The organism is Fusobacterium sp. DD2, assembly GCF_018205345.1.
GTDB lineage: Bacteria > Fusobacteriota > Fusobacteriia > Fusobacteriales > Fusobacteriaceae > Fusobacterium_A.
Genome location: NZ_JADRHM010000021.1, coordinates 21,511 through 33,636, shown reverse-complemented (window position 1 = coordinate 33,636; position 12,126 = coordinate 21,511). Strand labels below are relative to the sequence as shown.

Genomic DNA, 12,126 nt, shown 5'->3' with positions numbered 1-12,126 from the left:
AATTATGAATTTCATAATTCTTTTCTAAAATTTATAACTTTTTAAACTAAATTAAGCTCTTTCTCTAAGTCAAGTTCTAATTTCTCTCCATATCTTAATCTATTTCTCATCTTTTGGATAACTCCATCCAGTTTTTCTAAGTTGTCTAAAATCTCTCTCTCTTCATCAGTTATACTCATTACTTTATCTATTCCACCATTTTTTATAATTATTCTCTTATTTCCCATAAGAGCAAGAAGTGGATCATGAGTAGCCATGAGTACAATTTTTTCTTCTCCTGTAAGAAGTTCCAAAGCTTTCTTTCTATCTATTCCTGCATTTTCTATTTCATCTATAAGAACTATTGGAGATTTACTTAAAATAGCTGTATCTGCAATCATAAGAGCTCTGGATTGTCCTCCACTAAGACTTGTAACAGGAGTCTCCATCTTGAATTTTTCACCTGCCAGATCATTTGCTTTTTCAAATATCTTTTCAATTACTTTCTCTTCATCTTCAACCATTCTACTTTTTGCATGTAGCTCTAAAAACTCGTACACAGTAAGATCCATAACAAAATTCATATTTTGAGAAAGCTGAGCTACAAGCTTATTACTTGATGAAAATCTGCTGCTTTTATCAAGTTCTTTTCCATTTACCAAGATCTTTCTTTCAGTAGGAGTATCTCCCTGAGCTCCCCATTCTATATCAGCTAATAATCTGCTTTTTCCACTGCCAGTAGGCCCTACTATAGAGATAATCTCTCCCTTTTTTATTGTAAGTTCTCCAAAAGACTCCTTTTCTCCATATTTATTAACACCAGCAATTATAGTCATGCTCTCCACTGTATCTTCATCTAAGCCTAAAAGCTCTATCATCTGTTTTGTATAACTTTCAATATTTTCAGAAAATTTATCTATATTTATAGCTTTTTCTTCCAGCTTGTCATCATCATAAGTTTTAAGTATCTCTCTGATAGATTTAGCTGGTATTATATCAATTAAGTTATCTTTTAAATAATCTTCAATAAAAGGGTATTTTATAAGTACTTTTTCAAGCTTTGTATCCATTAAAAAACTATTTTTCATCTTTTGCCCCCTTACACTCACAACCTAAATTCATCTTTCTTACATTTCCCATCTGATGCTCTTCACCAATACGTGTCTCTCCTAAGCAATATGAACAAAGTGCTGATGGCATAGGAAATCTTAGTTCTTTTCCTTTTATACTTCTTATCTCTTCAACATTATCACATAAAAGCATTCCAAACTCATAAGCTCCCTGTCCATTTAATCCATTCACATGCATTATAACTGCTTTAGGATTTACAGACATAACTCTTGAAGCAAAGACCTCACGCTCTGCCTGAGATACTATATCTCCCTTTGTAATTACTACTATATCCGCCATTTTTATCATAGGTCCTATCTTCTTAGGTGTATTTATTCCACTTAAATTATCAATTACACACACAGCTTTTATATCCTTTATATAGGGAGAACATCTGTTACAAAGTCCTGCACTTTCTGTTATTAAAATATCCAGATTTTCTGCTATCCCCCATTTTACAACCTCTTCTATGTTACTTACAAAGAAGTGGTCAGGACATAAAGATCCTGAAAGACCTTTTTTTACAGGTATTCCATTTTTCTCATACAATTTATCATCATCTGTATACAGACAGTCAAATTTCACTACTCCAACCTTTATTCCTCTTCTTTTAAAACTCTCTGCCGTTTTTAATATAAGAGATGTCTTTCCTGAAGATGGTGGTCCTGATATTGTTATTAAATTCATTTTTTATTCCTCCTTAGCACTTTCAAAGAATATTTCTTTACATCTTTCAAGAATTTCTCCAACATTATTATCATGGATATAATCCCAACCGCACCACATAAATATCTTTCCATCCATATTATTATCTACTTCAGGATTTATACTTGGGAACAATCCTTGATGTGAGAGTACTTCTCCAACTTTTTTACCAGATAGAAAATCTACTATCTTCTGAATCTGTTGCTGTTTAGACTTTTTACTAAGCATAAATATAGGTGATATAATAGCTCCATCTTCTGGCCATACTGCAACCATAGGTCCATTTTCCTTTATCATCTTAGTAAAGAAATAAGGCATAATTGTAACTGTAGGAGTATTTACCTTCATCTTATCTGACTTTACCATCTGTGCAGGATGAAGATTTTCAAGAAGTGCCTTTCCTAAACTTTTTACTCCGTCTTCTCCATAATTTTTATTTATATTTATTAAAATTGAATTAAAAAGATCAAAATCAGAGATAGGAAGACTTACTGATTTTTCAAATTCAGGAGTTAACAGTTCTTTCCAGCTTTTAGGAAGAGGTCTATCTCCTAACATATCTTTATTTACTAGAAATACAGCTGGCACAACACCTAGCATTGAATAATCTCCCTCAGGGTCTTTAAGTGATATCTCACTATTTTCAAAGTTTTTATTATATCTTTCAATTCCTGAAATATCTTTAAATATCCCCTCTTTTTTAAATTTTCCCATAAGTCTATCATCAAAGAACAGATCAAAACCTGCTGATATGAAGATATCTGCTAATTTCTCTGGATGATTTGCTTTTATTACATCATCTTTTAACCATCCAAGTCCTGCAGATGCAGCTTTCAATTCATATTTTACATTTAAATCTCTATTATTATCTAAAAATCTGTTAAATTCTTCAAGTAAAGGTATTCTAATAGGGCATGGTAAAAGACCCATTACTGATATCTCTCCATCTTCCTTCTTGCTAACTACATCAGCTGATTTTCTATTTTGTTCTATATAATCCTCTAAAAGCTCTACAAAAGTATCAGCACTTATTTTTTTACTTGCAAGAGCTGTTTTCAAAGTTAAATTCCCTAACATCTTTCTTACTTTTTCATCTTTAAAATTACTAAATCCATTTTTTTCAAATATCTCTATAACCTCTGGATATTTTTCACAAATCTCTGCAATCTTCATAGTATCATTTATATATTTCATAATTGCCTCCACTCTTTTTATATTTTCTAATGAAATTATACTAAAGTATTAAAAAAAAGTCAGTAACATATGTTACTGACTTCAAATTTAAAAGCTATTAGATTTCTCTTATATGAATGTTTTGGCTTCTGTCTGGACCAACAGATACAACAGAAATTGGGCATCCTACGATTTCTTCTATTCTCTTTAGATATTTCTTACAGTTTTCAGGTAAGTCTTCATATTTTTTAATCTTAGTGATGTCTTCATCCCATCCTGGTAATTCTTCATAAATAGGAGTTGCTCTTGATAACATTTCTGTATCAGCTGGAACAGTTTCATATATCTTACCGTCTACTTCATAAGCAGTACAGATTTTTAAAGTTCCAAGTCCACTTAAAACGTCAATTTTAGTGATTACAATGTCAGTTAATCCATTAATCATAGTTGCATATCTTCCAACTACTAGGTCTAACCATCCACATCTTCTAGGTCTTCCAGTTACTGCACCATATTCTCCACCAATTTGTCTGATTTTTTCTCCAAATTCTCCGTGAAGTTCAGTAACAAATGGTCCTTCTCCTACTCTTGTAGTATAAGCTTTCATTACTCCAATACCTTTGTCTATTTTTCTAGGTGATACTCCTGCTCCAGTAGTTACTCCTCCAGTTGTAGGTGATGAAGAAGTTACAAATGGATATGTTCCATAGTTGATATCAAGCATCATAGCTTGTGCTCCTTCAAATAGAACTAGTTTGTTTTCATCTAGTGCTTTGTTTACTACAGGGATAGAATCTATAATTCTATGTCTGATTTTATTTGCATATTCTGTGTAATCAGCTAAAATTTTATCATAGTCTAATGGTTCAGCACCGTAGATTTTAGTGATTATTTCATTTTTTGCAGCTAAGTTATATTTTAATTTTTTAGCAAATTTGTCCATATCTAAAAGGTCTACCATTCTGATTCCATCTCTCCAGATTTTATCTGCATAGCATGGTCCAATTCCTTTTTTAGTAGTTCCTATTTTCATTTCTCCAGCATTTGCTTCTTTTAATTCGTCTAATTTTACGTGATAAGGCATAATAACATGTGCTCTGTCACTGATTAATACGTGGTCTGTTTTAGCTCCTCTGCTTTCTAGTGAAGCAAGTTCGTCTAAAAGAACTTTTGGGTCAACTACTACTCCTGGCCCTATTATACATGTTCCACCATGAAGTACTCCTGATGGTAATAATTTAAGAATAAATTTTTCACCATTTACAACAACAGTATGTCCTGCGTTGTTTCCTCCTTGGAATCTTACAACATAATCAGCTCTATCTGCTAATACATCTATAATTTTTCCTTTTCCTTCGTCACCCCATTGAGTTCCTACTACTACATATCCAGCCATTTATAACCTCCTACTAGCTTTCCATTTTATTTTATTTTATTTTTTCTATTTCTATATAATTTATATTTTTGTTGTGTTTACATAAGAAAAGTTGTTCAAACTCAGTTTTTATATTATCTTCAGCTTTTTCACTTTTATGCAGGTCATTTGTACAGTAAATTACCTCATATCCATCAAGGTTTTCTACCAAATCAATGACATTCTGATAATATTTATCATGGTCTGTTTTAAAGTAAAAAATTCCACCTTTTTTAAGTATTACATCAAGTGTCTTAAAGAAACTTTCCTGAACTACTCTATTCTTTTCATTTTCTTCCCATGGGTCTGGAAAGTTAACAAATATTCCATCAACTTCATTTTCTCCTACGAAATCAAGGATTTCTTCTCCTCTTCTTCTTAGGAATACTGCATTTTTAGCATTTTCTCTTTCAACTTTAACTGCTGAAACAACAAGTCTCTTAAATCTAAGTTCAAGTGCCATGTGGTTTCTGTCAGGATGTCTTACTACCATTCCTTGAGCAAAGTTTCCGCTTCCTGACCCTATCTCCAGATATATAGGGTTATCATTTTTAAAAAACTCTTTCCATTTACCCTTATATGAATCCATTATCTTTTTATCATAAATAATGTATTCTGGATAATCAAGAAGTTTATACATATATGGATTGTAATATTTCTTTGGACTTTTAAAGAAATGACTCCATAAATTCTCTCTTATATTTTCCTGATTCATTAATCCTCCAACTACATTTTTTCTATTTTATCAATTATTTTATCTGCTGTATCTCTATTTTCATCAAACAGTTTTTTTATTAAATCTGAAGAATTCTCCTGATTTTCCTCAACTGATTTTACTGCATCTAAAAACTCCTGAGTATTTTTTACTTTATATCCTATCCCATACTTTAAAATATCCTGAGATATCTCTTTTACATTTTGAAGATATGGCCCAAATATAGGTGTTTTTCCATAAAAAAGAGGCTCGAGTAAACTGTGTCCTCCAATATTTACCAAAGTTCCACCTACAAATGCAATATCAGTAATTGAATAAATCTTTCTCAAAATACCAATAGCGTCCACTATTATTATATCAGTTTTTTCAATATTTTTCTCGTTTATTTCACTATATTTTTTAAATTTATATGATGTATTCCTTAACATTTCCTCTATCATAGGAGTTTTCTCTATATGTCTAGGTACTAAAATAAGAAGTGTATCAGAAAGTTTTGAATATACTTCTAAAAGAGTTTCATACTCTCCAGTACGCGAACTTCCTGCTGTAAATACCTTTCTTCCAGCTACTCCTAAAAAGGTTTTAAATGCTTCCTGTTCCTCTTTTGTGTATCTTTGAAATTCAATATCAAATTTTATATTTCCTAAAGTTTCAACTTTCTCTTTATCTGCTCCTAAAGATATGATTCTTTCACTGTCATGAGCAGTCTGCATATAAAAAGCATCTATATTCCTAAAGATACTCTTTAAAAATCCTTTAAGTTTTTTATATCTTCCAAAGCTTCTATCTGAAATTCTTCCATTTACAAGGATAACCTTAGCAACTCTACTCACTTCATTTATCAGATTAGGCCAGATTTCAGTTTCAACTAGAATAAGAAAACTTATCTTTACTCTATCTAAAATCTCTCTTATTTTTTCTCTGCTATCTAGGGGAAAATAATAAATTTTTACTCTATCTTCCTTTTTAAACTTATTTCTTGCTACTTCAATTCCTGTATCTGTAAACATTGTTAAAAGTATATTTTCATCTCTTTTAGATAGAAGTTTTTTTATCAATGTCTCACTAAGATTTATCTCTCCAACAGAAGAGCAGTGTACCCAGATATAATCTTCGCCCTCTAAGCTGGAAAAATCTTCTTTAAGTCTTTTTTTCAAAAACTCACCCTTTTTTCCACCTAAAAGCATAGATATGTAAATAACAGGAGCTAAAAGCATCCTCATCAAATTATAAATCATACCACCTAGTCACCTAATTTAGCATCTATATACTTAGAGATTGTTGCTAGTACATCATCTATTGTCATTTTACTACTATCTACCTCATGAGCATCACTTGCTTTTACCAGAGGACTCTCTTTTCTTGTAGAATCAATTCTATCTCTCTCTTTTATTGATGCAAGTACCTCATCAAATGTTGTAGCAACTTTCTTATCTTCATACTCTTTAAGTCTTCTTAAGGCTCTTGTTTCAGCAGAAGCTATTAAAAATATCTTTACATCTGCATTTGGAAATACAGTTGTTCCAATATCTCTTCCATCCATTATTATTCTTTTTCCATTTCCTATCTCTCTTTGCATATCTACAAGTTTATGTCTAACTTCCTTTATAGCTGCAACATTAGAAACTATATTATTTACCTGTGGAGATCTTATCTCTTCACTTACATCCTCTCCATCAAGATAGAAAACATTTCCCTGAATGTCAAGTCTTGCTTTTTCTAACATATCTGCAATCTCTTTACCATTTTCAAGATTAACATTATGTTTTAGTGCATAAAGAGCTATCATTCTATACATAGCACCTGTATCTAAATATGTAAGCCCATACTTTTTAGCTATAAGCTTTGCTATAGTACTCTTTCCACTCCCAGCAGGTCCATCAACTGTAACTATAAATCCACTCATATTATCCTCCCTATGCTTTTATTAGAAAAGCTCTCCACTCTTTATCTGCTCTTATCTCTTCAACTTCAAATCCATAACTTTCTACTTCTCTTTTAAGAATTTCACACTTATCATCAATTATACCTGAAAAGATAATTTTTCCACCTTTTTTTACAACTTTTGATATATCCTGAAGAAGTATCATAAGTACATCTGCAAGAATATTTGCAACTACTATATCAAACTTTTTATCCTCTACTACAGATATAAGGTCACCTAGATATACCTTAGCTTTTTCTACTCTGTTTAAAGCTAAGTTTTCCTTTGCAGAGGCTACTGCAAGAGGATCTATATCAGTTCCATATATCTCACTTGCACCAAGTTTTTCAGCTGCAATCATAAGAATTCCAGAACCTGTTCCTACATCTATTACACTGTCTCCAGGTTTAATATTCTCTTCCATAAGTTTTAAACATAGTGAAGTAGTAGGATGTGAACCTGTTCCAAAAGCTCTTCCTGGATCAAGTTCAATTATAAGCTCATCACCTTCAGGAGTATACTCTCTCCATGTAGGTTTTACAACAAATCTCTCACTAACTTTTTCTGGATAAAGATATTTTTTCCAGTTATTTTCATAATCTTCCTGTTCATACTCGTAAAAATCTACTGTATAAACTATATCATCTCTATTTGCAAACTTTTCTTTAAAAGCCTGAAGTATTGCTTTCTTTCTTTTTTCAGCATATGGATTTAATGGAAAGTAAGCTGAAATAGCATTATCTACCATTAAAAACTGCTTCTCATCTTTATAAAAATCCAATGGATTTTTTTCAGTTAAAGGTTCTTCTATTTTTAGACCGTTAACTCCAAAATCATAAAAGACATCTGAAATTTCTTTTGTAGCTTCATCTATATTATCACTTTCATATATTACTTTAATCTCTACAACTTTCATTTCTCAGCTCCTATTACATATATTCTATTTCAGTTAAACTCCTATTTATTCTTGTAATACTTGTACATTCTCCAGTTTCTTCATCCAGTTCAACTTCAAGTCCACAGATTCTTTCACTTCCTTCAGCTACTTCAAATCTTTGTGGTAATGAATTTAAGAATTTAGGAAGTACTGATTCAACTTTCATTCCTATTACTCCATTTTCAGAACCTGTCATTCCAACATCTGTAATATATCCAGTTCCCTCTGGAAGAATTCTTTCATCAGCTGTCTGAATATGAGTATGAGTTCCAAATACAAGTGAAGCCTCTCCATCCAGATGCCATCCCATAGCTATCTTTTCAGATGTTGCTTCAGCATGGAAATCAACTATTATAAACTTAGTCTCTTTTTTTATCTCTTCAACTATCTCTTTAACCTTTTTAAATGGACAGTCAATAGGCATCATAAATACTCTTCCCTGAATTGAGATAACTCCTATCTTATTACCTTTTCTATCCTTAACTATTGTATAACCTTTTCCTGGTGTATTTTCATCTGGATAATTTGCCGGTCTTAGAACTCTATCACTTTTATCTAAATATTCATATAGATCTTTTTTGTCCCAAATGTGGTTTCCGCTTGTTATAACATCGCATCCCCAACTTTGAAGTTCATCAGCAAGTTTTACAGTTAGACCAAAACCTGCAGCAGCATTTTCTCCATTGACAATTATAAAATCATATTTACTTTTATTTTTTTCTAGAAACAGCTTTAATGTCTGTCTTCCTGGACGACCAACAATGTCTCCCACTACTAAAATCTTCATTAATATACCTCTTTCTATTTTTAGCATTTACATCAAATTATATCATGGTTACATTATTATGTAAAGTTAACTTTGACACAAAAAAGAGCTGAAAATATTTTTATTTCCAGCTCAATTTCCCATCTTTTATATCAGTTTAGAAGTTTTTATTCTTTTATTTTGCTCCTCTTACACACATTTTTCTCTCTTCTTTTTCACTTTTAAGTTTCTTTTCATATTTTTTCAATTCCTCTATTGCTTCACCAGCTATTGGAAGTATGCATATTATATTTATAACTGTCATTATTCCTAATCCAAAATCTGCTAAAGACCATACGAAGAAGTTTTGCTCAATTCCACCTACATATATCATTATTACAACAATGACATAGTATATGTAGTTAAAAACTCTGAAATGACTCATGAAACTTATAGCGCTCTTACCATAATACGATACTCCAAGTATTGTACTTAAAGCAAAGAAGAATAATACAACTACTGAGAAAGGTATTCCTGCCCAACCAATATGATTTTGAATTGCAGCTTGGAACATAGCCATTCCAGTTTTTCCTGCTGTTACATCCTCTTTAGCAAGCAGTACGATAAAAGCTGTAGCACTACATACTACCAATGTATCCATAAATACTCCAAGAGCCTGTACCATACCTTGTTTAGCTGGTTCATCAACACTTGCAACTGCTGCTGCATAGTTTGAGTCTCCACTTCCTGCCTCATTTGAGAATAGTCCTCTTCTTACTCCCTGCATTACAACTATTCCAATTCCTCCACCAAACATCTCTTTAACTCCAAATGCATGTGCAAACACATTTGCTATCATTGCTGGTATTGTGCTGAAATTAGTAATTAATACATAGATTACAACCATCAGATATAAAATTGCCATTAAAGGAACTATCTTGTTAAGTGCTAAAATGATAGAATCTTTTTTATTCTTTGCAAATAGTATTAAAGCAACTATTATTGAAAGACCAATAGCTATATGTTTAATCTCAATATGATAAGCATTATTTATTGATTCTGTAACAGAGTTTGACATTACCTGAATAACTCCCATATAACATACAAGTGATGCAAGAGCATATATTACTCCAAGCCATCTCTTTTTAAGTCTTTTTTCAATAATCCAAGGTGTACCACCAATATATTTATCATATCCAACTTTACTTCTGTATAATACTGCAAGTGTAGATTCAACAAATGAAGTTGCTGCTCCTAATAGTGCTACTGCCCACATCCAAAATATAGATCCAGGCCCTCCAACAGATATTGCTGCAACTACCCCAGTTATGTTTCCTGCTCCAACTCTACATGCTGTTCCTAAAAAGAATGCCTCTAGTGAACTTACTCCATTTTCACTTTTTTCATTTTTTCTAAGTATTCCTATTATATCTCCAAACAATCTGAACTGCATTCCCTTAGTTCTTATTGTTGTATAAATTGCTGCTCCAATTAACATAAATACAAGTATGTTTTTACCCCATAGCATGTTATTTACCCAGTCAATTATATTTGTTAAAATCTCCATAGCTTCCTCCCTTGTTCCACTTATGCATATATTTTAGCACTGGTAGCATAAAAATAAAACCTTCAATTAATTTTTAAATTTGTTCGTACTTACTTGCCATTAAAAAGGCAAATAAAAAAGAGGAGAGCCTTTTTTCTCCTCTTTTTTGTTCGTACATGTATTATCATTAAGAATTATTTTTTCATTAATTTAAAGTTTTCCAGTAATTATCATATGATTTTTCATGTATTTTTCTATCTCTTAATATAAATTTATCATTTATTACACTTCTTGTTGGATCATATTCTGTAGTTTTAATATCACTTATATCTAGGATAGTATGAATTACATCATCGGTCATATAAGGTCTTGATACAGCTTTTTTTATTTTTTCCACCTTTTCTGGATAATTTTCTTTAAACTTATCACTTACATATATAAGAAATGGAATCTCTACCATATAATGGCTTATATTTCCCTCACCATGATCTGCAAGATCTCTAAAATCATATACCTCTTCTCCATGGTCTGACAGATAAATAACTATTGCATCTTTATCTTTAAAAATATCAATTATACTATTTACAACAAAGTCGTTGTATAGTACTGCATTATCATACTCAGATACAGTTTCCTTTTGTTCATCTTCATATTTTGTATTTTTATAATCATCAATATTAAATTTTGAAAACTCTTGAGGATATCTGTTTTTATAAGCTTTATGGGTTCCTAGCAGATGATATATAACATAATTCTTACTATCTTTTCCTATCTTGTCTATTGATTTTTTTACAATTTGCTCATCATAAACATCATATACTTCCTGATCACTATCTCTGTTGGCATTAAATAAAACAACATCACTTCTATTTCCATAAGCTGCTGGTAAGTTTCCAAATAACCCTTTTGATTCCTGATTAGAAAACCAATATGTTTTATATCCAGCTTTTTTCATAATGTCTATTATATTGTTATACTGATACCACTCTTTTTCACTCTCTCCATTATAGAAAGTAATCATTTTCTTTACAGAAGGAATTGTTTGCCCATGAGCACTTATTACATCACTGAATTTAAACAGATTTCCTCTTTTTTCTAATTTATTTAATAGAGGTGTAGTTGGCAGAGTGTATCCATAAATTCCCATATGATTTCTTGTTGTAGATTCACCTATTATAAAAACAACATTAGGAATTTTTGAATTATTTTCCACTATTTCAACATCATTATTTATCTTATTTTTTAATTCTTCATAAATTCTTTTATTTTCTTTAGCAATTGAAATTCCATCAGCAAGTCTTTGTATTGGTAACGCTCTTAGATTTGATTTTATTCCAAATATCTGAGCAAATGATAGAACAGCTATGACAAGTAACACTTTTTTTGATCTTATGTTCACTTTTATTTTAGGAATCAAATAGCATAAGAAAAATAAAATAAATATAAGAACTATACTTCCTATACTTATATTACTTTTTAAAAATTCCATAGATTCACTATTGTTAGTTTCAGCTAATATCTGCACTGTTGTACCATTTATAATCAAATGAAATTTTGACATTAAAAAAGCATCTATTATAAATAGAAATAGAGACAATAAGAAAAATAGTCTCATTATAAATTTAGATACTTTTTTACTTAATAAAAATACCATAAAAAATATCAAAATAAAAAATAAAGTTATATTTAAATACCCAAATATCAATTTAAACCCCTTGTTTAAAATTGAACTATACATATATTTTCCAAATATATACCTGGAACTGGCATATCCTAAATAGTTAAATATACTAATTAGTAAAATAAACATAAGATTTTCATGAAGAAAATCTTCCATCTTTGCTGTAATCTTTTCTAAAATATTTCTCATTTTTGTCT

At 30.7% G+C, this 12,126-nt stretch carries 11 protein-coding genes; all 11 read right to left on the bottom strand.

Going from position 1 to position 12,126, the window contains the following annotated elements:
• Nucleotides 1-41 precede the first annotated feature (41 nt).
• The gene (locus IX290_RS04925; protein WP_211492104.1) at nt 42-905 is read right to left on the bottom strand and encodes an ATP-binding cassette domain-containing protein; all 864 of its coding nucleotides are present in this window, start codon (nt 903-905) and stop codon (nt 42-44) included.
• Nucleotides 906-1,056: 151 nt separating this feature from the next.
• Entirely contained in the window at nt 1,057-1,776 is a 720-nt protein-coding gene (locus tag IX290_RS04920; RefSeq protein ID WP_211492103.1) for a GTP-binding protein, read from the bottom strand.
• 3 nt (nt 1,777-1,779) lie between these two features.
• Nucleotides 1,780-2,988, bottom strand: coding sequence for an ABC transporter substrate-binding protein (locus IX290_RS04915; RefSeq protein ID WP_211492102.1), 1,209 nt, complete (start codon nt 2,986-2,988; stop codon nt 1,780-1,782).
• A gap of 97 nt (nt 2,989-3,085) precedes the next feature.
• Nucleotides 3,086-4,363: an adenylosuccinate synthase gene (locus IX290_RS04910; protein ID WP_211492101.1), complete on the bottom strand. Its 1,278-nt coding sequence runs from the start codon at nt 4,361-4,363 to the stop codon at nt 3,086-3,088.
• A gap of 31 nt (nt 4,364-4,394) precedes the next feature.
• Nucleotides 4,395-5,096, bottom strand: coding sequence for a tRNA (guanosine(46)-N7)-methyltransferase TrmB (trmB, locus tag IX290_RS04905; protein WP_211492100.1), 702 nt, complete (start codon nt 5,094-5,096; stop codon nt 4,395-4,397).
• Nucleotides 5,097-5,107: 11 nt separating this feature from the next.
• Nucleotides 5,108-6,334: a glycosyltransferase N-terminal domain-containing protein gene (locus IX290_RS04900; protein WP_211492099.1), complete on the bottom strand. Its 1,227-nt coding sequence runs from the start codon at nt 6,332-6,334 to the stop codon at nt 5,108-5,110.
• A 5-nt stretch (nt 6,335-6,339) separates the two neighbouring features.
• Nucleotides 6,340-7,002 (bottom strand): (d)CMP kinase, encoded by a 663-nt coding sequence (gene cmk / locus IX290_RS04895; protein ID WP_211492098.1) that lies wholly within the window; start codon nt 7,000-7,002, stop codon nt 6,340-6,342.
• Nucleotides 7,003-7,012: 10 nt separating this feature from the next.
• On the bottom strand, nt 7,013-7,936 hold the full coding sequence (gene prmA / locus IX290_RS04890) for a 50S ribosomal protein L11 methyltransferase (protein ID WP_211492097.1): 924 nt from the start codon (nt 7,934-7,936) through the stop codon (nt 7,013-7,015).
• A gap of 13 nt (nt 7,937-7,949) precedes the next feature.
• Nucleotides 7,950-8,744 carry a TIGR00282 family metallophosphoesterase gene (locus tag IX290_RS04885; RefSeq protein ID WP_211492096.1) on the bottom strand — a complete coding sequence of 265 codons (795 nt, stop codon included), beginning with the start codon at nt 8,742-8,744 and terminating at the stop codon, nt 7,950-7,952.
• 154 nt (nt 8,745-8,898) lie between these two features.
• Entirely contained in the window at nt 8,899-10,269 is a 1,371-nt protein-coding gene (locus IX290_RS04880; RefSeq protein WP_211492095.1) for a sodium:alanine symporter family protein, read from the bottom strand.
• Between the two features lie 184 nt (nt 10,270-10,453).
• Nucleotides 10,454-12,118 (bottom strand): sulfatase-like hydrolase/transferase, encoded by a 1,665-nt coding sequence (locus tag IX290_RS04875; RefSeq protein ID WP_211492094.1) that lies wholly within the window; start codon nt 12,116-12,118, stop codon nt 10,454-10,456.
• Nucleotides 12,119-12,126 lie beyond the last annotated feature (8 nt).

What these genes read in the sequence shown, in the direction of transcription:
- IX290_RS04885 (WP_211492096.1), bottom strand. Translation starts at nt 8,744, where the DNA reads ATGAAGATTTTAGTAGTGGGAGACATTGTTGGTCGTCCAGGAAGACAG.
- prmA (WP_211492097.1), bottom strand. Translation starts at nt 7,936, where the DNA reads ATGAAAGTTGTAGAGATTAAAGTAATATATGAAAGTGATAATATAGAT.
- trmB (WP_211492100.1), bottom strand. Translation starts at nt 5,096, where the DNA reads ATGAATCAGGAAAATATAAGAGAGAATTTATGGAGTCATTTCTTTAAA.
- IX290_RS04900 (WP_211492099.1), bottom strand. Translation starts at nt 6,334, where the DNA reads ATGATTTATAATTTGATGAGGATGCTTTTAGCTCCTGTTATTTACATA.
- IX290_RS04875 (WP_211492094.1), bottom strand. Translation starts at nt 12,118, where the DNA reads ATGAGAAATATTTTAGAAAAGATTACAGCAAAGATGGAAGATTTTCTT.
- IX290_RS04880 (WP_211492095.1), bottom strand. Translation starts at nt 10,269, where the DNA reads ATGGAGATTTTAACAAATATAATTGACTGGGTAAATAACATGCTATGG.
- IX290_RS04915 (WP_211492102.1), bottom strand. Translation starts at nt 2,988, where the DNA reads ATGAAATATATAAATGATACTATGAAGATTGCAGAGATTTGTGAAAAA.
- IX290_RS04910 (WP_211492101.1), bottom strand. Translation starts at nt 4,363, where the DNA reads ATGGCTGGATATGTAGTAGTAGGAACTCAATGGGGTGACGAAGGAAAA.
- IX290_RS04920 (WP_211492103.1), bottom strand. Translation starts at nt 1,776, where the DNA reads ATGAATTTAATAACAATATCAGGACCACCATCTTCAGGAAAGACATCT.
- cmk (WP_211492098.1), bottom strand. Translation starts at nt 7,002, where the DNA reads ATGAGTGGATTTATAGTTACAGTTGATGGACCTGCTGGGAGTGGAAAG.